Genomic DNA, 22,780 nt, shown 5'->3' with positions numbered 1-22,780 from the left:
TCCGGCCGGGCATGATCCAGCGGAAGGCCGCGCGACACGATCGACGTGCCGCGCGGCCGGTTGCTTCAGGACACCTGAACGGCTGTTACTTCGTCGCCCATGCGGCGAAACGCTGCTCGAGCTCGTCGCTGTGGTCGGTCCAGAAGCCGATATCTTCCAGCACCGCGCTCTTGCCGTTCGCCGGCGAGTTCGGCAGGTTCGCGAGCGTCTTCGCGTCGAGCGACTTGATCGCCGCGATGTTCGCCGGACCGTACGCGATGTGCTGCGCATAGCCCTGCTGCGGCTTCGGCGTCAGCGTGTACGCGATGTACTGCTCGGCCAGCGCCTTGTTCGGCGAGCCCTTCGGAATCGCCCAGTAGTCGAGGTCGTAAATGCTGCCGTTCCACACGACCTTCAGGTTCTTGCCTTCCTTCTGCGCGGCGTCGATGCGGCCGTTGTACGCGGTCGACATCACGACGTCGCCGGCGACGAGGAACTGCGGCGGCTGCGCGCCCGCTTCCCACCACTGGATGTTCGGCTTCAGCTCGTCGAGCTTCTTGAACGCGCGGTCCTGGCCGGCCTTCGTGCCGAGTACCTTGTAGACGTCCTTCGGCGCGACACCGTCGGCCATCAGCGCGAATTCGAGGTTATAGCGCGCGCCCTTGCGCATGCCGCGCTTGCCGGGGAATTTCTTCACGTTCCAGAAATCGGCCCAGCCGGTCGGTGCCGACTTCAGCTTGTCGGCGTTGTACGACAGCGCCGTCGACCACACGAAGAAGCCGACGCCGCACACCTGCGGCGATTCCGGAATCAGGTCGGACTTCTTCGCGATCTTCGACCAGTCGAGCTTCTCGTACAGCCCTTCGTCGCAGCCGCGGTTCAGGTCGCCCGATTCGACTTCGACCACGTCCCAGTTGACGTGCTTCGCCTCGACCATCGCCTTCACTTTCGCCTGCTCGCCGTTGTATTCGACGGCTGTGACCTTGTTGCCGGTCGCCTTCTCGAACGGCTGGTTGAACGCGGCCTTCTGCGCGTCGCCGTTCGCGCCGCCGAAGTTGACGACCGTGAGTTCGGCAGCCGATGCCGATGCGCCGACGACGGCGAGCGCCAGTGCCAGCGCGGTGCGCCGCGCGGTAATGCTTGCTCGGTTCATGGTGGTTCCTCTCCTCTGGTGGTGGAAGTGGGCAGTTGTTGTTGACGACGTGCTACGGAAAATCGGGGAAACCCTGCTCACGCGAACACGCGCAGGTGTTCGGGTGCAAACGCGAGCGCGACCGGTGCGCCGGGCGAGAACGCATCGAGCGCGCCGGTGCCGAGCGGCACCTTCACGAAGCATTCGTCCTGGCCGGGCAGCGCGCAGCGCATGCGCACGTGGTCGCCGAAATAGATGAGGCTGCGCGCCTCGCCGCTCAACCGGTTGGCGGCCGAGCCGTTCGCGTGCCCGTTCGCGCCGTGCGCGGCGAGGCTCATGCGTTCGGGGCGGATGCACGCGACGGCCGGTGCGCCCTCGGCCGCATCGCCGATGCGGCGGCCGACGAGCTTCGTGCCGTCGCCGAGCCGGAACTCGCAGAATTCGCCATCGACACGCGCGATGGTGCCGCGCAGCCGGTTGCTGTCGCCGATGAAGTTCGCGACGAATTCGTTGCACGGCGATTCGTACAGGCGGTCGACGGTGTCGAGCTGCTGCACGATGCCCTTGTCGAACACCGCGACGCGATCGGACATCGTCAGCGCCTCGCCCTGGTCGTGCGTCACGTACACGAAAGTCACGCCGAGCTTTTCGTGCAGCGCCTTCAGTTCGTACTGCATGTGTTCGCGCAGCTGCTTGTCGAGCGCGCCGAGCGGCTCGTCCATCAGCACGAGCTTCGGCTCGAACACGAGCGCGCGCGCCAGCGCGATGCGCTGCTGCTGGCCGCCCGACAGCTGCGCCGGGTAGCGTTTCGCGAAACGCTCCATCTGCACCATCTTCAGCGCGTGCGCGACGCGCTCCGCGCGCTCGGCGGCCGGCAGCTTGCGCACGGTCAGCGGATACGCGACGTTCTGCTCGACCGTCAGGTGCGGAAACAGCGCGTAGTTCTGGAACACCATGCCGATGTTGCGTTTATGCGGCGGCACGTTGTTCAGCAGCTCGCCGTCGAGGCGGATCTCGCCGCCGGTCGGGAATTCGAAGCCGGCCAGCATCATCAGGCAGGTGGTCTTGCCCGAGCCCGACGGCCCGAGCAGCGTCAGGAATTCCCCGCGATGGATATCGAGGTCGAGCGATTTGACGACCAGCGTTTCGCCGTCGTAGGTCTTCCGCACGCCGCGAAAGCTGACGATCACATCATCGGACTTCATCGTGGCTGTCCCCTTGTTCCGCGGCATACGTTTTTGAGATGCGAGCCACTATACGGCGCGCACGGTTCTACAATAGGGAACCATTTCAATATTCCGAGTGGGACCACTTTGGACACCGTGATCGTCGCCGACTGGCTCTCCGCGCGCCTCGACCGTAGCTCGCCCGAGCCGATGTATCGCCAGCTGCTGCAATTGATGCAGCAGGCCATCCTGACCGGGGAATTGGGGCCAGGTACAAAACTGCCGAGTTCGCGCACGCTCGCGGCCGACCTGTCGATCGCGCGCAATACCGTGCTGCACGTGTACGACCAGCTGACGGCCGAAGGCTACGTGCTGACGACCACCGGCAGCGGCACCTATGTGGCCGACACGCGGCCGGACGCCGCCGCGATCCGCGTGCCGGGTGCTGCGCCGCCGCCGTCCGACGCCGATGAGCCGCCACTGCCGGACGCGCAGGGCGGCCTGTCGATGCGCGGCCGGCAGCTGATCGAGCACGCGGGCGTGTCGCGGCGCCAATGGGGCGCGTTCATGCCGGGCGTGCCGGACGTGTCGGAATTCCCGAGCCGGACGTGGAGCCGCCTGCAGGCGCGGCTGTGGAAGGAGGCGAACCCCGAGCTGCTGACCTATGCGCCGGGCGGCGGCTACCGGCCGTTGCGGCGCGCGCTCGCCGATTACCTGCGCGTCGCGCGCTCGGTCAAATGCTCGCCGGACCAGGTGATCATCACGACGGGCATCCACCAGTCGATCGATCTCGCGGTGCGGCTGCTGTCCGACATCGGCGATCGTGCGTGGGTCGAGGAGCCGTGCTACTGGGGCGTGCGCAGCGTCCTGCAGGCGGCCGGTCTCACCCTGACGCCGGTGCCGGTCGACCAGGAAGGGCTCGACCCGCGCGCCAGCGACATGCAGCATCCGCCGCGGCTCGTGCTCGTCACGCCGTCGCATCAGTACCCGCTCGGGATGGTGATGAGCCTCGCCCGACGCCGGATGCTGCTCGAATATGCACGCCAGCACCGCTGCTGGATCATCGAGGACGACTACGACAGCGAGTTCCGCTACGGCAGCCGCCCGCTCGCGTCGCTGCAGGGGCTCGACGACGGCGGCCGCGTGATCTACGTCGGCAGCCTCGGCAAGATGCTGTTTCCGGGGTTGCGGATGGGCTACATGGTCGTGCCGGAGCATCTCGTCGACACGTTCCGCACCGGGCTGTCGGAGCTGTACCGCGAGGGCCAGCTGATGCAGCAGGCCGTGCTCGCCGAATTCATCATGGACGGCCACCTGACCTCGCACGTCAGGCGGATGCGCACGCTGTACGGCGAGCGCCGGCAACTGATGATCGACGCGATCCGCGCGCGCTTCGGCGACGCGCTGCCCGTGATGGGCGACGAGGCCGGCCTGCATCTCGTGCTCGGCCTGCCCGACGCGTGCGACGATCGCGCGGTCACGCAGAGTGCGTTCGATGCCGGCGTGATCGTGCGCCCGCTCACCAGCTACTACAGCAGCCTCGACACCGCGCGGCGCGGCCTGCTGCTCGGCTATGCATGCGTCGCGCACGAAGGCATCGGGCCCGCGTTCGACACGCTCGCGAATACCATCGAGCAACACCTGCCGCGGGACCTCACGCGCGCGGCATAGCGGCGATCCTGCGCCGCGCCGCCCGCGTTACCTGCATTACCGCGCGCTGCCCGCCCCGCGATCGAGCGATGCCGCACGCACGGCTTCGCCGGGCTTCGTGAACACGCGTTGCCGCAACGCGGCGATCTGCGCATCGCGATCCTGCGGCGACAGGCCGGCCGACTCGATCTGCGCACGCTGCACCGCGTAGTCCGCGTAGCGGCTCTGCCACGAGGCGTCGTCCTGCTGCATCTGCGCGACACGCGCGGCCGCTTCGGGGCCGAGCGTCTGCGTCAGTTGCGCGCGCATCGCATCGGGCGTTGCCCCGCTCTTCTGCAATTGCGCGATCTGGTCGATCGCCGCGCGCTGCTGGTCGATGCGCTGCTGCGCGGCGCGTTCGTCGGCCGGCATCTGCTGCTCGAGCGCGGCGAGTCGTTCGGCCTTCTGCGCATCCGTCAGCGTGGGATCCTGCGCGATCTTCATCCGCGCGAGGTCGTAGCGCTGCCGCCACTGCTCCGCGCCGAAGAACGGCTGGCTCCAGTCGCCGAGCGTGCGATACGCAATCGACGCACGCTGGTCGAGCGCGAGCTGCAGCGCGCCGACGTCGGACTTGTCGACCGCGCCGGCATCGCGCAATTTCGCGAGGGCGTCGAGATACGCGCGATAGCGGTGCCATACGTCGAGCGCCTCGGCCTGCGCAGCGGTACCGTCGAGCTGCGCGGCAATCTCGCGCACGACGAACGCATCGAGCGCGGCCGCACTCAGGTCACTCTGCGCGGTCAGGCAGTAGTCGAAGAAATCGCGCACCGCGCGCGACTTCGCGAGATGACCGCCGGCGTCGAGCGGCAACCGCGGCGCGCTGGAGCCGGCCAGTGACGGCGGCAGGCCCGCGCTTGCCGGCATCGCGGCCTGCGGCGGTGAAGCTGCCACGCCCCCCACCGCCGCCGCATCCGGAGAATCGCCGGCAGCGCCCGCTCCGCGATGCAAGCCCGCTCCGCTCCACATCGCGACACAGGCAATCGCCGCCAGCCCCACGACACCATAGACCACGGCGCGCCGCGCCAGCGGCGCGCGCCCTCCTCGTGCCGTCATCGATTACACGCCCGCCAGCTTCAGCCGGTTCGCATGCGTGCGAATCACCGCGACCGGATCTTCCGCATACGCGCCGCGCACGCCGAGCAGCTGGTTGATCTCGTCGAGGTGGTTCCACTTGTAGCTCGTACTCAGCACCTTGCCGTACAGCGCGCTGCACTTCGACACGACCCCGTCGTTCTGCCCGGAGCCGCGGTTGATCATCACCGTGCCCGTGCCGAGCAGCGCGAGCGTGGACGGATCGAGTGCGTTCGCCGGATCGACGACCGGAATGGTGCTCGTGTCGGTCGCGCCCGTGACGCCGAACAGCGAGAGCGTCGGCTGGATCGCCGTGCCGGCCCACGAGTACAGCAGATGCGTGTTGCCGCCGACGGTTTCGGTCGGCGCACCGGTCTGGCAACTGCCCGGCGCACCCAGGCCCGCGCTCGGATAGTTCTGGTTGTACGTGGCGGCCCGTGCGGTGGTCAGCGTCTGCAGCGCGGCGAGCGCATCCTGGTTCGTGTTGTGCGTGCTGCTCGTCAGGATGCCGAACACATTGACGAACGCGGCGATCACCGTTGACGAAAGCCCGGTCGGATCGTACGCAAGCACGTTCTGCACGAAGTCGGCGAACTCGGAACCGCGATGCGGCGTGCCGATCGTCGTCACCGACGCGACGAGATCGGGCGCGACAGCCGCGACATAGCGCGATGTGAGCCCGCCCTGGCTGTGGCCGACGAGATTGACCTTGGTCGCACCCGTCGCCGCAAGCACCGTCTTCACGTAAGCGAGCAACTGTTCGCCGCGCCCGTTCGGGCCATCATCGCTCTGGAATCCCGACAGATTCGCAACGTAGACCGTCGCGCCGTTCTGTTGCAGGTCCTCCTGGATACCGTACCAATACTCGAGCACGCCGGCGTATTTGTCGGTACCCGTCAGCCCGTGCACGAGGATGATCGGATAGCGCGTCGCCGCATAGTTGTCGGCGGATGCCGTCGCCGCCACCGCCGCGTGCGTCGTCGCCAACGTCATCACTGCGGTCGTCCCCGCGAACGGCGCGATGCTCATCGCGCATGCCACTGCCCCTGCCACCACCCTGGAACGCATCGTTTTGGCCATGCATGTTCTCCTGATTATTGTGCTGCCGGTGCGAATGAAGCCGGATCGACACACACTACGCGCCTCGAACGTCGCAACCACCGTGTGCGTCGAATGCGGGAGTGAATCACGAGTCGCGAACGTTTGCGCCCTGACTAGATACGGTTCTCTAATCGGTTGACGCGCCCCGCCCGTTCGGGCGGGGCTGCGTTCAGGCGTGCGCATGCTGCAACGCACACGCGCGACGCGTTACAGCTTCGCGCTCACGCGCACCCATGCGGTCCGGCCCGGCTCCATCACCGGCGAGTTCGCCGGATAACCGAAGCCCGCGTTGCCGGCGAGGTTCAGGTGCTCGGTGTAGGCCTTGTTCAGCACGTTGTCGACGCCGACCGAGATCTGCACGGTCTTGCTGAAGTTGTATTGCGTATGCAGCGAAAGCACGCCGAATCCGGCGCTCGGGCCGAAGTCCTTGCCGACCACATTGCCCTCGTTCAGTGCATAGCGATGCTGCGGCGCAACGATGCGCCACAGGCCCCCTGCCGACCATGCGCCACGCGTGTATTCGAGCCCGATGCGCGCCTCGAGCGGCGGCATCTGCGGCAGCGGATCGCCGCTGGCCACGTTGCGCCCCCACGCGTACGCGAGCGACGTCTCGACGCGCAGCGGTGAAACCGGTTTCCACGACACGCCCGCTTCGCCGCCCATGATCTGCGCGTTGACGTTGGTCGCCTGCGTGGTCGGGCCCATCATCCCGGCCGCATAGTTGAACAGGATGAAGTCCTGAACATAACCCGCGTAGGCCGACACCCATGCATCGAGCCGGTCGCTCTTGTATTGCGCGCCGATGTCGAGCTGCGTGGTCTTCTCCGGCTGCACCGCCGAGAACGCGTTGACCGAGCCGGCCGGCCCGCGCTTCGCGGAGAACAGTTCCCAGTAGTCGGGATAGCGCTCCGTATGGCCGATCCCCGCGTACCACGTGACAGGCAGCGACGCGAGATCGCGCTCGTAGCGCACGAAGCCGCTCGGCAGCACGCGCGTGCGATCGTTGTCGAAGGTCGGATTCGGCTTGCTCTTCATCATGCCGCTCGTCGTCGCGCGCTTGTCGCGTGCGCTCGCATAGTCGACGCGTGCGCCGCCGATCACGCGCGACACGTCGCTCGCGTACCACGTCAGTTCGCCGAACACGCCCGCGTTCCACATCGTCGCCTGCGCATCCCACGGCTTGTCGCCGTAGTTCTGCCGCCCCATCGCCGAGCGCGAGTCGAGCCGGTTCGACTGCGCATCGACCCCCGTCACGAGCTTGAATTCGTCGGCAAAACGGAACGTCGCGGCCGCGCGCGCGCCGAACGTGCGACGCCGCACTTCCGACGCCATCCGCATCGGCATGCTGCTGGTCGGGTCCGGTTGCCGCAACGTGTAGTTGTCCATCACGTGATCGGCTTCGTTGTAGTACACGCGTGCCTCGATCCGGTCGAGCACGTCGCCGAGATGCTTCTTGTCGAACGACAGGCCGAACGTCTCGCGGCGGAAATGCGCGCCGTCCATCCCGCGCCCCGCGTAGCGTGCATAGCCGTCGCCGGTGCCGGCGGTCAGCTCGACGCGCGTATGGTCGTCCGGCGTCCAGCCCAGCGCCGCATCGGCATTCCACTTGTCCCACTGCGACGGCACGGTGTTGCCGTTGCCGTCCTTGTAGTCCTGCGAATGCGCGTGGTTCGCGGTCACGCGGCCATAGACGTCCGGCGTGCCGGCCGTCACGTCGACGTTCTGGTCGTTGCGGCCGAACGACCCGCCGACCAGGCTGCCGTCGAAGCGCATGCCGGGCTTGTCGAAGCGCGGCGTCACGCGTTCGAACATCACGGTGCCGGCCGACGCGCCGGGACCGTACAGCACCGTCTGCGGCCCCTTCACGACGGTGACCTTGTCATAGCTTTCCGGAGCGATGTACGACGTCGGCGCATCCATCCGGCCCGGACACGCGCCGAGTGTCGACATTCCGTTCGCCAGGATGTTCAGCCGCGAGCCGAACATTCCACGCAGCACGAGATCGCCGTTGGTGCCGCCGCTGCGGATCGACGTGAAGCCGGGGATCGTTTTCAGGTAATCCGCGCCGTCGCTGGCGGGTAGCGGCTGGCGCGGGGTCTTCGGATCCGTGACGACGACGAGCGGCGTCGACAGCGGCGATGCGACGACTTCGATGGCCGGCAGCGTCGCGGCCGTATCGTCGGTCGGCGCGCCGGCCGCGCGCGCCGTTTCGGCTGCCGCGGCGCTTGCAGCCAGTGCGCCGGCTGCGAGCGCGGGAACGGTGAGTTTCAGCACGCGCGGCATGCGCCGCGCACAGGCATTGCGTGACGCCTGCGGCGCACGCAACTGGAAAATGGTCATGATCGAAAGCCCGAGTGACGCCCTCCACGCGGCCTCGACGGGCCGCACGGATATCGGCGGTGAAAAGAACGGAAACAGCGCGTCAGGCGCGCTCGGGCGGTGCGCGCGGATACGCGCGCGGATAGCGGTCGGCGCGCGCCGCGACGGCAGGCGGCGCGACGGCGGCAACGGAAACGACGGGAACGGAAGCGAGTGCCGCGGCGGCAGGCCCGCCGATCGCGGGGTTATGCGCGAAGAAGCCGCAGTAGCCGCACGCATCGAGATGCAGCGCATGATCGTGCATACGGCCCGCATCGGCAGACTGATGCGCGCCATGCTCCGTACTGCAGACGATCGCGTCAGGCGTGGCCGCCTGCGCGACACGCCACTGCGACACCAACGGCGCCGCGATCGCGAACCAGATCGCGAGCACGCCAAGCCAGGCGGTCAGGTGACGATGTCGGTGCAGCATGCTCGGCAACGAGTAAGCGGAATGTAAAAACAGCCGAGATGTTACAGAATGTTTAACGCGATGACCAGCGCGGATGGCAGTAAACGAACCGGGGGCGCATGGTTGTCAACACAACCATGCGCCCCCGCCTGCTGCCTGGTTCCGGAACGTGCCGGTCAGGGCGACATGCGCCGCAGCACGTCGTCGCGCCGGATGAAATGATGGTAAAGCGCGGCCAGTGCGTGCAGGCCGATCACGAAGTAGAACGCGTTGCCGATCAGCTCGTGCGCTTCCTTGATCGTCGGCCGCAGCGCCTTGTCGGGGCCGAACAGCGTGAACGACAGGCCGAGCCAGTCGAGCGACACCGGCTTGCCGCCCAGGTTGATCATCATGATGCCGAGCAGCGGCTGCGCGATGATGAAGACGTAGAGCGCGACATGCGCGAGCCTCGAGAGCCAGCGCAGCAGCACCGCCTGCGGAATCGCCTCCGGCACGCGGCTGACGGCTCGCCACAGCACGCGCAGCACCGACAGCACGAGCACGAGCGTGCCCGCGGTGAGATGCACGTTCATCCAGAACACCCGGCTGTCGCTGCCTTTCGGTCCACGGATCTCGATGGCCAGGTAGGCCAGCGCCACCAGCAGGAAGACGGCCCAGTGGAAGAAGATCGCGGGCGAGCTGTAGCGCGTCTGTTTCGCGAGGATGTTTCTCATGCTTCGTCTCGTGTTGTATGCGGGGATGGGCGCATGCAGCAACCGGCCGGCGCCCGGCAAAACTGCCCCGATTGTAGCTGCACGGGCGCCCGGTTTTGCACGATACGCGCAAATATCCGACGAATCGTCAACGTGCGCCGCGCGGGGCTTCATATGGAAAATCCGCATCGCGCGCCCGGACGGCTGTGGCACGATGGAGCTTTGGTGCGACGGCGCGCGGGCATCATGAGCAAGGCGTTCTTCGTTGCGGCCTATCGGCTGACCGCCGCGTTGCTCGCGGTATCCACCACGCTGCACAGCGTCGCCGACTACTGGCACCTGCCGGGCTTTCATCTCGGCAACTACCTCAGCTACTTCACGCAACTGAGCAGCCTCTACGCGGCCGCGATGCTCGCCACCGGGCTCTGGCGCATCGCACGCCCCGGCTCGGCCCGCTACGAATCGATGCGCGGCGCCGCGGTGCTGTACGTCCTGATCACCGCAATCGTCTACGAACTCCTGCTGGCAAGGCTCGATGCGCTGCGCCACTTCACGCCGGCGTTCAACAACTGGGTGCTGCACCGGATCGTGCCGCTCGTCATGCTGTGCGACTGGCTGTACGTGGAGCCGCGCTTGCCGATCCCGTGGCGCAGCGCGTTCGCGTGGCTCGGCTTTCCGATCGTCTATCTCGGCTATACGCTGGTGCGTGGCGCGATGGAGAACTGGTATCCCTACCCGTTCGTCGATCCGCGGCCGCACGGGTACCTGCCGGTCGCGATCCAGTGTTCGCTGATCGCGATCGGCGCGGCGGCGCTCGCACTGGGCATTCGCTGGCTCGGCAATCACGCGAGACAGTCCGGCGCAGTGACGCTCAGGAAAGGATGAAAGCGGGAAAAGCGGGAGCGTGTGCGCCGCCCGGCGCACACGGGGTGATGCGGGTCGTCAGCCGCCGTTGCGCGGCAGGAAGTTCATCGGATCGACGACCTTGCCGTTCTGGCGGACTTCGAACTCGAACGTCGAACGGCCGCTCGCGTCGGTGCCCATTTCAGCGACCGGCTGGCCCTGGCGCACCGCGTCGCCTTCGTTGACGAGCAGCTTGCCGTTATGTCCGTAAGCCGTAATGAGCCCGTTCTCATGCTTCAGGATCACGAGCGGGCCGTAGGCCTTGACGCCGGACCCGGCGTACACCACGCGCCCGGCCGCCGCGGCCCGCACCGAATGGTCGGGCCCGGACGCGGCGATCACGACGCCGCGCGTCTTGCCGGCCGAAAACGGCGCCGCCACGACACCGGTGGCCGGCCATGCGAGCGAGCCCGGCTGCGCGGTCGCCGCGGACGGTTGCCCGAGCGACGTCGCGGCAGGCGGCGGCGCGACGCGCAGCACCTGGCCGGGATACACGGCATCGGTCGGCGCCATGTGGTTCCAGCTGGCCACGTCCTGGACGCGCTGCCCGTAGGCGTTCGCGACGCCCGCGAGCGTATCGCCCGGATTCACGCGGTAATAGCCGGCGATCACGCCCGGCGTCGCGGCCGACGTGGGTGCCGACTGGCGCGCCGGCTGCCAGCTGTCGGTCCACGGCGTCATCGTGCAGCCCGTCAGCGCGATGGCCGCGGCAACGAGCGCCGCCTGCGGCAGCCAGCGCGTCAGCGCATCGTGGATGGGAATAGTTTCTCTCAAGGGTCCTCCCGGATTTGCGTCGTTGCGCCGCCCACCGCCCCCCGGCGCGCGACGCACGATGTCCGGCCGGACGGCCGGACCAACCAGTATCCGACCGCTCTCGCGGCCGTCAGTTTCCACAGTGGAACGTCGGCGCGAATGGGCTCACCGGCCCCTCTTTCGCGTCGTCCCAATCAGCAAAGATACCATTTGTGGCGGTCAAGACCGCGACCGATGCCTGATCCGGCAACAATCTTGCGTCACCGCACCGGCGTGCCGACGGCCCGCAAGCCGCGCTGCGCCGGCCGCCGGGCGGGCCTGTCGCGGATTTTTCACGTGCCGCGCCGCCCTCGCCGGCAGTATCGACCGCGTCACATTCTCCCCTGCGATCGCCACCTATACTCGGTGATGCACTGCGCGATCCAACGACAACGAGGAGCATGACAATGAACAACGCGACGTTTCTTTCCGTGCAGCTCAACGCCGACGATTTCTCCGGTTCCAGCGGTCTGGTCGAATTGCTCAACCGGCACCTGCTGTTCGCGACCGACGTCGCGGAAGCGGCCGACGCGCTCGTCCAGCTGGCGAGCGTCGCCCACATGACCGGCGCCACGCGTCACAGCGTCGAGCTGCCGGTCCTCGCGATCGAGCGGCTGCGCGATGCGCTCGACACGCTGAGCGGCTATGACGAAACGTGGCTGCAGGTGCTGGAACCGGCTGAAGCGCTGTTCCGGGATATCGGGCGCGGCCGGCGCCCGCTGCACTGAACTGAAGGCTGGCGCGATCCGCGCGTCACCAATGAAAACAGCCCGCCGTTCCGAATGACGGAACGACGGGCTGTTTGTACTTCAGGGGTCGGATCAGGCCGCCGATGCGGCCGCGCCATTAACGACCCTTGTAGATCGGGGCGTCGTCAGCGATACGCTTGACTTGCCAGCCGGTCTTGGCCTTGGCCGGCGCGCCGGATTCTTGCGCGGCAGCCGGTTGCGCGCCATAGCCGGTCGTGTCGGCGGCGGCGACGTTCTGTTGCGGGTTCAGGCGGGCTTCAGCAGCCTGGATGCCTTCCGGGTAGTTCGTACGGTCGCTGCCCAGCTTGTAGCCGGCCTGTTGCACGGCGACCAGTTCGGCCTTCACTTGTGCACGGGTGACGGGCGCGTTCTGTTGGGCGAACGAGACGGCGGGAACGGCGAGGACGGCAGCTGCGGCGAACGTTGCGATCAGCGATTTCATGATTACCTCCGGGATTTTTTTGCTCCGCCGCACACACCATGTCTGCAGCGATGGAACAGAGTTTAGTCCCGGCGTCGCCTAGGGAAAACCATGAAAGAGCGAAAACACTGTTTCCCCGGAGCCAACAATGTCGGCATCCGGGATAGAAAAACCCTATTCATAGAATAGATTTTCGCAACAATGCTGTCCCCGCCAGCCGGTTACGACCAGTTCGCGTGGAAGCTGCCCGGCTTGTCGGTACGCTCGAACGTGTGCGCGCCGAAGAAATCCCGCTGCGCCTGCACGAGGTTCGCCGGCAGCCGCTCGGAGCGGTAGCTGTCGAAGTACGCGACCGCCGACGCGAACGCCGGTACCGGCACGCCGGCCTTCACCGCGGCGACCACGACGTCGCGCAGCGATGCCTGGTAATTCGCGGCGATGTCCTTGAAGTACGGATCGAGCAACAGGTTCGCGAGCGCCGAATCCTTCGCGTACGCGTCCGTGATCTTCTGCAGGAAGCGCGCGCGGATGATGCAGCCGGCACGGAAGATCTTCGCGATCGTCCCGAGATCGAGGTTCCAGCCGTACTCTTCCGACGCCGTGCGCAGTTGCGCGAAGCCCTGCGCGTACGAGATCACCTTGCTCAGGTACAGCGCGCGGCGCACCGCTTCGACGAACGCGGCGCGATCGCCGTCGAACGGCGCGGCGGCCGGGCCCGACAGGACCTTGCTGGCCGCGACGCGCTCGGTCTTCAGCGACGACAGCACGCGCGCGAACACCGATTCGGTGATCAGCGGCAGCGGCACGCCGAGATCCAGCGCATTCTGGCTCGTCCACTTGCCGGTGCCCTTCTGCGCGGCGCGATCGAGGATCACGTCGACCAGGTGCTTGCCGGTTTCCTCGTCCTTCTTGCCGAAGATCTTCGACGTGATCTCCATCAGGTAGCTGTCGAGTTCGCCCTGGTTCCACTCGGTGTACACCGCGCCGAGTTCGTCGTTGGTCAGGCCCGCGACGTCCTTCAGCACCGCATAGCTTTCGGCGATCAGCTGCATGTCGCCGTACTCGATGCCGTTGTGGACCATCTTCACGTAATGGCCTGCACCGTCCGGGCCCATGTACGCGACGCACGGCTCGCCGTCCGACGGCGCCTTGGCCGCGATCTGCTTGAGGATCGGCTCGACGAGGTCATACGCGTCACGCTGGCCGCCGGGCATGATCGACGGGCCGCGCAGCGCGCCCTCTTCGCCGCCCGACACGCCGGTGCCGATGAAGTGCAGGCCCGATTGCGCGAGCTCCTGGTTGCGGCGGATCGTGTCGGTGAAGTGCGTATTGCCGCCGTCGATCAGCACGTCGCCCTTCTCGAGCAGCGGCTTGAGCGATGCGATCGTCGCATCGGTCGCTTCGCCGGCCTTCACCATCATCAGGATCCGGCGCGGCGTTTCGAGCGACGCGACGAACTCCTCGAGCGTATAGGTCGGCACCAGATTGCGGCCGGGGAATTCGGCGATCAGTTCGTCGGTTTTCTCGCGGCTGCGGTTGTACACCGACACCGCGTAACCGCGGCTCTCGATATTGAGTGCGAGATTGCGGCCCATCACCGCGAGCCCGATCACACCGATTGCTTGTTTGCCCATTAGTCAATTCTCCGGAAAAAACGGGGCGCGACCCGAACCGGGCCGCGCGCACAGGCGAAAGGATAGTGGAAACCCGGCGGCGATGCGCGCTTCCGTGTCATTGCTCCCCGTGCGGCAGCCGCCGGAACACGACGCTCAGGTTGTTCGCCGGCATCTCGACCACCTCGATGCAATCGAGCCCGCGATCGAGGCCAAGCGCGACGACAGTCTCGAGATCGCGCACGCCCCACGACGGGTCGCGGCTGCGCAACTGCAGGTCGAAGGCTTCGTTCGACGGCGCCGTATGCCGGCCCTCGCGGCGATACGGCCCGTACAGGAACAGCACGCCGCCCGGCCGCAGCAGGCGCGACGCGCCCGCGAACAGCGCGTCCGTGCAGGCCCACGGCGAGATGTGAATCATGTTGATGCAGACGATGGCATCGAGCGCGTCGACCGGCCATGACGCGTCGCGCACGTCGAACGCGAGCGGACCGGCAACGTTGGCGAGACCCGCATGGGCAACCCACGCGGCGATCGAGCGCCGCGCCTGCGCATCGGGATCACTCGGCTGCCAGTGCAGGCCCGGCAGCGCCTGCGCGAAGTGGACTGCGTGCTGCCCCGTGCCGCTCGCGATTTCGAGCACGCGGCCGTTCGCCGGCAGCACGCGGCGCAACACGTCGAGGATCGGCCCGCGATTGCGTTCGGCCGCCGGCGCCGACAGCCGCGCGGACGGATCGGGCGAAGTTGTCGGGCCGGTCACGATGCCTGCTCCGGTGCGTGGCCCGCGAGGCCCAGCCGCGCCGTCAGCGCGTCGAGCGCGGGTGCGCAGCGCGCCTCGACCTTCAGCGTCAGTATCGGATCCGCACGCGTATGGCCGAGATTGAGCGCGGCGACCGGCTTGTTCTGCGCCTGCGCCCACACGCAGAAGCGGTAGCCGGAATACACCATCAATGACGAGCCGACGACGAGCAGCGCATCGGCCGCATCGAGCGCCTGCGACGCGAGTGCCACGCGCTCGCGCGGCACGTTTTCGCCGAAGAACACGACCGCCGGCTTCAGCAGCCCGCCGCACGCGGGGCATGCCGGGATGCGGAACGTGTCGAGCGCGGCCCATTCGAGGTGCGCGTCGCCATCCGCGGCCGGCTCGGCTTCCGCGCCCAGCAGATCGGGATTGTCGGCCTCGAGCATGACCTGGATCGTCGCGCGCGCATGATGGGCGCCGCAGCCGAGGCACGTGACGCCGTCGATTCCGCCGTGCAGCTCGATCACGTCGCCGCTGCCCGCGCGCTGGTGCAGGCCGTCGACATTCTGCGTGACGAGGCGCTCGATCCGTCCCGCGCGGCCAAGCCGCGCCAGTGCCACGTGCGACCCGTTCGGCTGCGCGCGGCCGACGACGGGCCAGCCGATCATGCTGCGCGCCCAGTAACGCCGCCGCGCGGCATCGGAGCCGAGGAATTCGTGGAGCTGGATCGGCGGCGAACGCATCCATTGGCCGTTGCGGTCGCGATAGCCGGGAATGCCGGAGTCGGTGCTGATGCCCGCGCCGGTCAACACCAGCAGGCGCGGATGACGCTCGACGAACGTGTGCAGCGCATCGAGTGCGGCCGGGTCAACGTCGTCGATCGAGGGGTCGTGCAGGGATTTGTCGTTCATGTTGGCAACGCGTGATCGGGCGCGCCGGCAAGCCGTGCGCCCGCACGGGCGGCCAGACACGCCAGCACATCATACAGAACGCCGCGCGATCGGGCCGACGGCTCGCGTCGCAAACCGGCGCACAAAAAAAGACGCCCATCCGCCACTCGGCGATGGGCGCTTCAACAATTGATCCATCGGGGTAGTGGATCAACTGACAGCACAATTTCGCGGCGTCCGCCCTGCTGCGGCTGGTGAACGCTTCCCCTGGACTACACGTGTTCCGCGATGCCGAATGCATCGATGCGCTGCCGGCTTTCCGGTGCGATCCGGTTCGGCCCCGTCGCGCCGACGCGATGCACGACGCGCACACGCCTACGCCGCGCGGCGACTCGCATTGCGCGCGGCGGCATGACGATCCGGGATCCGGGCCGGGCCATCCACAGGCATTCACGGGTCATCCCCGACGGCCGACCGGCACCGGTCGGCCTCGTGCGTTACACCTGCACGTCGTCGTTCAGAACGAACCCGATTGCTCGGATGGAACGGAAAGCCGCGCGCTCACGTCGCCTCGAAAAAAGGCGAAGCGAATAACCCGGCAGGTCGGCGATTCATGTTTGCAACACGACATGTTGCGATTCGGTCTGTTTTCATTCTCTTGTCCCCGTCTCCGATACGTCCGACCCACTGAAGCGATCGCCGGACCGACTGCGTCCGCGACCGCGCTCACGGCGTGCACAGATATGCAAGGAGCGCACCATGCTTCATGCCGCAAGGCCGCGCGGGCCGAAACGGGGCCATCGACGTGCATCGCGCACCGGCAAGCAGCGCGAACGTTTCGAAACTGAAACGCCTGCCGGATCGGCGACCGTCGGCCGGGCATGCCGTCACGCGGCACCGGCCCGGCCCGCGCGGGTGGCGTGGCGTTGCATCTGCGCGCGATCGCCGAGCGGCTTACAATCGCCCCACAGTGCCGCACACGCACGAATGAACGCGCGGGCCCGCCGTGGCCCGCCTCGCACAGCTCGCCGCCACCTGACCGGAGCCCCCTGCCCGACGCATGCCTGACACACACGACTGGCTGGATATCGACTACCGCACGCTGTTCCGCCTGCATCCGGATCGCCGGATCGAACGCGAGAACGATCCCGACGGCTCGCCCGGGCCGCGCTTCTGGCTCGGCCGATCCGCGGACGGCAACCTGGCGGGCGTACGCGCCGACGTGCCTACCCCTGTCGCAGACGAACTGGCGCGCCTGGCCAGCAGCGAACCGCCGTTGGCGGACCGCATGCAGCCCGCGCATCTCGAACGCTATCTCGCGCTGCTCGCGCCCGTTGCGCACTGGAACATCGGCCTCGTCTATCCGCTGCCGCACGCACTCGGTTTCGACACCGACGCGCGCGTCGCGCTGATCGATGGCGACAGCGACGCGGGCCGGCATCTGCTGCATGCGCTGTCCACACGCGGGATGCCCGAAGGCCTGTTCTCGATGGGGTTTCGGAGCGTCGCCGATCTGTGGGCGCCGTGGTGCGCGGCCGTCGTCGATGGAGAAGTCGCGTCGGTCGCGTTTGCCGCGCGGCTGTCCGAAGTCGGCGCCGAACTCGGTCTCGCAACGGCCCCTGCATTTCGGGGGCGTGGCCTCGCGGCGGCGGTGACCGCCGCATGGTCGCGGCTGCCGTCGCTTCAGACGCGCACGCTGTTCTACAGCACCGACAGCGACAACCGCGCGTCACAACGCGTGGCGTCGCGCCTCGGCCTCACGCTGCGCGGCACGACGCTGCGGGTGGGTTGACGCTGCGGGTGGGATAGCGCCAGGGCCCGCGCGACACCCCGACACGCGTCAACGAAAGGCTTCGATCACCTTGGCGCGTCGCTCGGTTTCGTCGACGAAGCAACTGTCGACCTCCACGAGCCCGAGCGTGCCGCCCGCATCGGGCTGCCGCGATTCGGCACACTTGGCATCCCGTGCCTTGAGCCAGCGGCGCTCGTCGTTGCGCAGCCTCGCCTTGCCCGGCTCGTCCAGGTTTGCCATCTTCGTCTTGTAGACGGCATTCAAGCGCTTGTCGGCCGCTTCGTATTTCAGCCGGAGGCAATTGCGGATGTCGGCCGTGTAGCCCGTTTCCTCGGCGGTCTTGCAGATAGCGGCGCGCTGCGCATCGTCCGCGAGCGCATCGCACGCAACCGCAAAGAGCATCGCGCTCGCCGCCAGACCGACCACCCTGTGTTGAAACGCGTTCATCCGGATGCGTTGTTTTCAATGACGGAAGGCATCGATTATGCCCGGCCCGCTGCCCGCATGACCTGCGTTGCGTCGACGTCAACCGGTCGCTGCGCATGCCGTGCCGCGCAACCGTCGTGCAAACACGCTAGCATTCGGACACGCAACGTCGCGCGTTCGACTCGCCCCGCCTCCAAGGACTCGACATGACCACGCCCGCCCCTGCCCAACCCGACGTCGCGCATCGCGTCTTTTCGGACGGAAACTTGTCGATCGGCCTCACGCTTCCGCTGCTCCGCACCGGCGATATCGTCGCCGACTTCAACGAGCAGCTCGAACTCGCGGCACTGGCCGACACGCTCGGCTTTCGCGCGCTGTGGATTCGCGACGTACCGTTGAACAGCGCCGACTACCCCGACCCGGTGGGCCACCTCGACCCATGGGTATTGCTCGGCGCGCTGGCGTCACGCACGCACCGGATCGCGCTCGCCAGCGGCGCGATCGTGCTGCCGCTGCGTCATCCGCTGCATATCGCGAAAGGCGCGCTGTCGGTCGCGACGCTGTCGGGCGGACGCTTCATCCTCGGGCTCGGCTCCGGCGACCGGCCGCCGGAATATGCGGCGTTCGGTGTCGATGCGGAGACGCGGCGGGACCGTTACCGCGCCCACTGGGACGTCGTCGCGGCCGCGCTCGGCGTGCCGTCGCGCGTGCTGCCCGACGCAGCGCCACCCGATGCACCCGAATTCACGCTGCTGCCGCGTGGCGCCGACGCGGTGCCGATGCTGGCGGTCGGCTCGGGCGGGCAAAGCGTCGACTGGATCGCGCGCCACTCGATCGGCTGGATGACGTACCACCGCGACCCGGACACGCAGCGCGCACGCTATTCGATGTGGCGCGCGGCGGTCGACCGGCTCGCGTCGCCCGCCTTTCGCGCATTCGGCGTATCGATGCGGCTCGACCTCGTCGCGGATCCCGATGCACCGGCCACCGCATTGCCGCTCGGCTATGCAACCGGACGCCGCGCATTGATCGACATCCTGCAGGACATGCGTGCGGCGGGTACGCATCACGTGACGCTGAATCCGGGCTCGGACCGGCCTGTGCGCGAAGTCATCGAAGAAATTGCAGCACACGTCCTGCCGGTTTTTCACGACGGGCAGGTGTGATTCAGCAGGATTCCGGATTAATTCGATACGGTGCGTGCGTCGCTCATCGTCACCGACAAGCCAGCGTTACAAAAACCTTACAATCCGGCAATTGAAACGCTCTCATCTATCTGGCTGCCTACCGTCGGCGTCACGCACATGACCGTGCAAACGCGCCGCAAACGCCCGCGCCGCGTCGAGCATGCCCGATTCGAATGATTATCGACGGAACTATTCGGTTCCGCTCGCGATCATGTTAACTTCCGTCCATCGTTCAGCCCGGCGGGCCGCGCGCCGATGCGCGCCCGCATGCCTACTCCATGCGACATTTCCTCCTCGGCTGGCTGCTTGCCGCCGCCGTCTCGGCCGCCCACGCGGCCACGCCCGCCCCGGCCACCGCGTCGGCCGCTTCCGGCACCGCGCCTGCGCTGACGCCGCAACAAGCGCAGCAGGCACTCAATGTGCTCGAAAATCCGCGTGATCGCGCGCAGGTCGAAACGACACTGCGTGCGATCGCGGCCGTCGGCGCGCTGAGCGCGCCGGCGGTCGCGGCAAGCGATGCGGCGGCGGCCAGCGCCGCGTCGGCTGCCGCTGCCCCGACCGCGCTCACGTCGAACGGGCTCGCGTCGATGATCGTCCGGCAAGGATCGCGCTGGACCACCGAAATCGGCGATGCGCTGAAGGAATCGCTGCACTCGCTGCTCGATGTCGGCTCGGTCGGAAGCTGGTGGCATGACCGGCTGGTGCGCGCCGACGAGCGCGCGGATCTTGCGCACGCGCTCTGGATCATCGTCGCCGTGCTCGTGCCCGCGCTCCTCGTCGAATGGCTCGCGAAGCGGCTGTTACGACGCGCGCTGGCCGCAGTGGCCGCACGGCGTGCCGACACGTCGCGCCGCACCGCGCCCGAGTCCGAGTCCGAGTCCGTTACGCCCGACGTCGACGACCCGCCACCGGACACATCCGCTACACCCGACGCCCCCGATACCGCACCCGCATCATCGCAAGGCCGCGGCCACGCGCGTCGCCATACCACGCTGCTGCACCGGATGCCGCGCGCGCTCGTCAGCCTCGCACTGCGTGCCGTACCACTGCTCGTGTTCGTCGGCGTCGCGAGCCTGACGATGTCGGTGATTGGCGGTACGGGCGGCCCGATCGAATCCGCGCTCGAAGCGCTGATCGACATCTACGTGATCTGCCGGCTCGTGACGATCGTCAGCCGGTTGTGCTTCCAGCCCGATGCGCGGCAATTGCGGCTGCTGCATATCAGCGACGCGTGGGCCGGCTTCGCGCAACGCTCGATCGCGCGGATCGCGATCGTGGTCGGCGCCTGCACGGCCGCGGTCGAGATCGCCGCGAACTTCGGTCTCACCGACGCCGGTCACGTCGCGCTGCTGAAAGCCGTCGCGCTCGTCGGGCACCTGATGGTTTCGGCGCTGATCCTGCAGTGCCGCCTGCCGGTCGCCGCGCGGATCCGCGCGGCCGGCGAGGATCGTCCGTCGCTGACGATGATCGCCAACGCGCTCGCGGACGCGTGGGCACCCGTAGCGGTATTCATCGTGATGGCGCTGTGGTTCGTGTGGGCGCTCGACGTCCACAACGGCTACCGCGTGCTGATCACGCTCGGCGGCCGCTCGATCGCCGTGATGATCGGCATGCGGATGGTGTCGATCGTCGTGTTCGGCGCGCTCGCACGGCTGTTCCAGGGGCGCGACGAAGACCGCACGCTCGTCCATGTGCACGCGTACCGCTACTACCCGCTGCTGCGCCAGATCGTGTCCGGCGCGATCGGCATCGTGACCGTCGCGCTGCTGCTGCAGATCTGGGGCGTGCCGATCTTCCGTGCGTTCGAAACCGGCACGATCGGCCACCGGCTCGCGTCGGCGCTGGTGACGATCGCGATTGCGGCCATCGTCGCGCTCGTCGTGTGGGAAGCCGCGAACATCGCGATCGAGCGCCGGCTGCAACGATGGACGCGCGAAGGCAATCTCATGCGCGCGGCGCGGCTGCGCACGCTGCTGCCGATGCTGCGCTCGCTGCTGTTCGTGATGATCGCGCTCGTCGTCGTGCTGACGGGCCTCAGCCAGCTCGGCGTGAACGTCGGTCCACTGCTTGCCGGCGCCAGCATCTTCGGCGTCGCGCTCGGCTTCGGGTCGCAGAAGCTCGTGCAGGATTTCATCACCGGGATCTTCCTGCTGATGGAAAACGCGATGCAGGTCGGCGACTGGGTCACGCTCGCCGGCGTGTCGGGCACGGTCGAGTACCTGTCGATCCGCACCGTGCGGCTGCGCGCCGGCGACGGGTCGCTGTACACGATCCCGTTCAGCTCGGTGACGACCGTCAACAACACGAATCGCGGGCTCGGCAACGCGGCCGTCAAGATCAGCATTGCCTATGGGGAGGATATCGATCGCGCGATCGCGACGCTGAAGGAGATCGGCGCCGCGTTGCGCGACGATCCGAAATACCGCGACGGCATCCTGTCGGACTTCAGCTATTGGGGTATCGACCAGGTCGACGGTGCGACGCTCGCGCTGGCCGGACAAATGCAATGCACGGACTCGACGCGCTGGAGCGTGCAGCGTGAATTCAACCGACGGATCGCGGAGACGTTCCGCGAACGCGGCATCCGGATCGCCAATCCGCAGCGCAGCGTCGTGGCGTACGCGGACGGATCGCGGCCCGTGGTCGAAGACGAAAACGGCACCGACAGCAGCAATGGCCATGCCGCCGAAGCGACGGCCCGGCCGCCGTCGCCCGCCGCACCGGCGCGCAAACCGGGTTGACCGGCCGGAGCTGACGGCGCGCGGCGTTCAACGCGCGGCGGGCTTGCTCCCGTGCCGAGTGCCTTTCGCGGCGGGCGTCGGTGCCCCCGTCTTCGCCGCACGTTTCGCCGTCGCACCCGCCTCCCGCTTCGAGCCTGCTTCCGGCCCGGCCGCCAATACGTCGCGCTGCGCGTGCCATTGCTTGAGCAGCAAGCGCGTCTGCTCGGCGATCGTGTCGATCAGCAACGCCGCGCGCTCGCCTTCGAATGCCTCCCATTCGAGCAACTGCAGCGCCGAACGCTGCGCGATGTGGAACACCGTGATCTGCCCGAACAGGCTCAGTGCACGCAAGCGCGTGACGGGATCGCCGGCCGGCCGCCCCGAGATGCGGCCGATCAGCTCGGCGCTCACGTCGTTGAGCGGCTTGCGCATGCGCTTCATCAGGATTTCGCTCGCGCTCGCCGGCTCCTGGCCGCCTTGCTCGCGCGCAAAGAACATCCGCTGGTTCATCGTCTTCGGCGCCGTGAACATCCGGTCCGACAGCGCGCGCAGCAGCCCGACGAACGCGTCGATCAGCACGTCGACGTCCGCGTCCGCATCGAGCATCGCCCACGCATGGCCGACCGACGGTGCGAACACTTCCCAGCCGTGCTCCGCGATCGTCTCCACGCACGCGCGGTACACGCCTTCCTTGTTCTCGAAGTAGTACTGCAGCGCCGGCGCGTTCACGCCGGCCATCGCGGCGATCTCGCGTGTCGATGCCCCCGCGAACCCGCGCTCGCCGAACAGTTCGATCGCCGCCTCGATGATCCGCTGGCGCGTTTCGTCGCCGCGGGCGTAGCCGCCCGCCGACGTGCGGCGCAGCTTCTTCGCTTCGTTCATGCCTTCCTCGTCATTCGATCGATCGACATTCTACTTGACACAATTTTATCAACTGGAATAATT

21 protein-coding genes are annotated in these 22,780 nt (G+C 67.6%); 7 read left to right on the top strand and 14 right to left on the bottom strand.

Annotation, left to right across the window (positions count from 1 at the left end):
- Positions 1 to 85: 85 nt before the first annotated feature.
- Both BDI24065_RS13265 and BDI24065_RS13260 read right to left on the bottom strand, forming a co-directional pair.
- Positions 86 to 1,132, bottom strand: a complete 1,047-nt coding sequence (locus BDI24065_RS13265; protein ID WP_175031655.1) for an ABC transporter substrate-binding protein — start codon at positions 1,130 to 1,132, stop codon at positions 86 to 88.
- A 77-nt stretch (positions 1,133 to 1,209) separates the two neighbouring features.
- Positions 1,210 to 2,316: an ABC transporter ATP-binding protein gene (locus BDI24065_RS13260; RefSeq protein ID WP_175031654.1), complete on the bottom strand. Its 1,107-nt coding sequence runs from the start codon at positions 2,314 to 2,316 to the stop codon at positions 1,210 to 1,212.
- A gap of 108 nt (positions 2,317 to 2,424) precedes the next feature.
- On the opposite strand from BDI24065_RS13260, the gene BDI24065_RS13255 reads away from it, so the two are divergent.
- Positions 2,425 to 3,948, top strand: coding sequence for a PLP-dependent aminotransferase family protein (locus tag BDI24065_RS13255; protein WP_175031653.1), 1,524 nt, complete (start codon positions 2,425 to 2,427; stop codon positions 3,946 to 3,948).
- A 36-nt stretch (positions 3,949 to 3,984) separates the two neighbouring features.
- Here the strand turns inward: BDI24065_RS13255 and BDI24065_RS13250 are convergent, their stop codons facing one another.
- The 5 genes from BDI24065_RS13250 to BDI24065_RS13230 all read right to left on the bottom strand — a co-directional run bounded on the left by BDI24065_RS13250 (position 3,985) and on the right by BDI24065_RS13230 (position 9,621).
- A complete protein-coding gene (locus BDI24065_RS13250; RefSeq protein ID WP_175031652.1) occupies positions 3,985 to 5,019 on the bottom strand; it encodes a lipase secretion chaperone in 1,035 nt (344 codons plus the stop codon).
- A 3-nt stretch (positions 5,020 to 5,022) separates the two neighbouring features.
- On the bottom strand, positions 5,023 to 6,117 hold the full coding sequence (locus tag BDI24065_RS13245; RefSeq protein ID WP_175031651.1) for an esterase/lipase family protein: 1,095 nt from the start codon (positions 6,115 to 6,117) through the stop codon (positions 5,023 to 5,025).
- A gap of 228 nt (positions 6,118 to 6,345) precedes the next feature.
- Entirely contained in the window at positions 6,346 to 8,478 is a 2,133-nt protein-coding gene (locus tag BDI24065_RS13240; protein WP_175031650.1) for a TonB-dependent copper receptor, read from the bottom strand.
- An 82-nt stretch (positions 8,479 to 8,560) separates the two neighbouring features.
- Positions 8,561 to 8,929 carry a DUF2946 domain-containing protein gene (locus tag BDI24065_RS13235; RefSeq protein ID WP_175031649.1) on the bottom strand — a complete coding sequence of 123 codons (369 nt, stop codon included), beginning with the start codon at positions 8,927 to 8,929 and terminating at the stop codon, positions 8,561 to 8,563.
- A gap of 155 nt (positions 8,930 to 9,084) precedes the next feature.
- The gene (locus tag BDI24065_RS13230) at positions 9,085 to 9,621 is read right to left on the bottom strand and encodes a cytochrome b (protein ID WP_175031648.1); all 537 of its coding nucleotides are present in this window, start codon (positions 9,619 to 9,621) and stop codon (positions 9,085 to 9,087) included.
- Positions 9,622 to 9,846: 225 nt separating this feature from the next.
- Here BDI24065_RS13230 and BDI24065_RS13225 point away from each other — a divergent pair, with 225 nt between their 5' ends.
- Entirely contained in the window at positions 9,847 to 10,485 is a 639-nt protein-coding gene (locus BDI24065_RS13225; protein WP_175031647.1) for a Pr6Pr family membrane protein, read from the top strand.
- Between the two features lie 57 nt (positions 10,486 to 10,542).
- Here BDI24065_RS13225 and BDI24065_RS13220 read toward each other — a convergent pair whose 3' ends face one another.
- Positions 10,543 to 11,277: a peptidoglycan DD-metalloendopeptidase family protein gene (locus BDI24065_RS13220; RefSeq protein WP_175031646.1), complete on the bottom strand. Its 735-nt coding sequence runs from the start codon at positions 11,275 to 11,277 to the stop codon at positions 10,543 to 10,545.
- Between the two features lie 425 nt (positions 11,278 to 11,702).
- Between BDI24065_RS13220 and BDI24065_RS13215 the strand changes: the two genes are divergently transcribed.
- Positions 11,703 to 12,023, top strand: a complete 321-nt coding sequence (locus BDI24065_RS13215) for a hypothetical protein (protein ID WP_021160881.1) — start codon at positions 11,703 to 11,705, stop codon at positions 12,021 to 12,023.
- 118 nt (positions 12,024 to 12,141) lie between these two features.
- Here BDI24065_RS13215 and BDI24065_RS13210 read toward each other — a convergent pair whose 3' ends face one another.
- From BDI24065_RS13210 to BDI24065_RS13195, 4 genes are all read right to left on the bottom strand, one after another.
- On the bottom strand, positions 12,142 to 12,486 hold the full coding sequence (locus BDI24065_RS13210; protein ID WP_011355774.1) for a DUF4148 domain-containing protein: 345 nt from the start codon (positions 12,484 to 12,486) through the stop codon (positions 12,142 to 12,144).
- 200 nt (positions 12,487 to 12,686) lie between these two features.
- Positions 12,687 to 14,099 carry an NADP-dependent phosphogluconate dehydrogenase gene (gene gndA / locus BDI24065_RS13205; protein WP_043177729.1) on the bottom strand — a complete coding sequence of 471 codons (1,413 nt, stop codon included), beginning with the start codon at positions 14,097 to 14,099 and terminating at the stop codon, positions 12,687 to 12,689.
- Between the two features lie 97 nt (positions 14,100 to 14,196).
- Entirely contained in the window at positions 14,197 to 14,838 is a 642-nt protein-coding gene (locus tag BDI24065_RS13200; protein WP_175031645.1) for a DUF938 domain-containing protein, read from the bottom strand.
- Positions 14,835 to 15,731, bottom strand: a complete 897-nt coding sequence (locus tag BDI24065_RS13195; protein WP_175031644.1) for an NAD-dependent protein deacetylase — start codon at positions 15,729 to 15,731, stop codon at positions 14,835 to 14,837. The genes BDI24065_RS13200 and BDI24065_RS13195 overlap by 4 nt, the downstream gene beginning before the upstream one ends.
- Before the next feature lie 1,039 nt (positions 15,732 to 16,770).
- On the opposite strand from BDI24065_RS13195, the gene BDI24065_RS13190 reads away from it, so the two are divergent.
- Positions 16,771 to 17,502, top strand: a complete 732-nt coding sequence (locus BDI24065_RS13190) for a GNAT family N-acetyltransferase (protein WP_175031643.1) — start codon at positions 16,771 to 16,773, stop codon at positions 17,500 to 17,502.
- A 48-nt stretch (positions 17,503 to 17,550) separates the two neighbouring features.
- Here BDI24065_RS13190 and BDI24065_RS13185 read toward each other — a convergent pair whose 3' ends face one another.
- A complete protein-coding gene (locus BDI24065_RS13185; RefSeq protein ID WP_175031642.1) occupies positions 17,551 to 17,949 on the bottom strand; it encodes a lysozyme inhibitor LprI family protein in 399 nt (132 codons plus the stop codon).
- Between the two features lie 185 nt (positions 17,950 to 18,134).
- Between BDI24065_RS13185 and BDI24065_RS13180 the strand changes: the two genes are divergently transcribed.
- From BDI24065_RS13180 to BDI24065_RS13170, 3 genes are all read left to right on the top strand, one after another.
- Positions 18,135 to 19,094: an LLM class oxidoreductase gene (locus BDI24065_RS13180; RefSeq protein ID WP_175031641.1), complete on the top strand. Its 960-nt coding sequence runs from the start codon at positions 18,135 to 18,137 to the stop codon at positions 19,092 to 19,094.
- A 30-nt stretch (positions 19,095 to 19,124) separates the two neighbouring features.
- Positions 19,125 to 19,292 carry a hypothetical protein gene (locus tag BDI24065_RS13175; protein WP_217481814.1) on the top strand — a complete coding sequence of 56 codons (168 nt, stop codon included), beginning with the start codon at positions 19,125 to 19,127 and terminating at the stop codon, positions 19,290 to 19,292.
- 101 nt (positions 19,293 to 19,393) lie between these two features.
- Positions 19,394 to 21,856 (top strand): mechanosensitive ion channel family protein, encoded by a 2,463-nt coding sequence (locus tag BDI24065_RS13170; RefSeq protein ID WP_175031640.1) that lies wholly within the window; start codon positions 19,394 to 19,396, stop codon positions 21,854 to 21,856.
- Between the two features lie 27 nt (positions 21,857 to 21,883).
- On the opposite strand, the gene BDI24065_RS13165 is transcribed toward BDI24065_RS13170, so the two are convergent.
- Positions 21,884 to 22,717: a CerR family C-terminal domain-containing protein gene (locus BDI24065_RS13165; protein ID WP_175031639.1), complete on the bottom strand. Its 834-nt coding sequence runs from the start codon at positions 22,715 to 22,717 to the stop codon at positions 21,884 to 21,886.
- Between the last annotated feature and the right edge of the window lie 63 nt (positions 22,718 to 22,780).

This window comes from Burkholderia lata, from assembly GCF_902499025.1.
GTDB classification, from domain to species: domain Bacteria; phylum Pseudomonadota; class Gammaproteobacteria; order Burkholderiales; family Burkholderiaceae; genus Burkholderia; species Burkholderia lata_C.
This window is presented reverse-complemented; position numbering and strand designations above follow the sequence as displayed.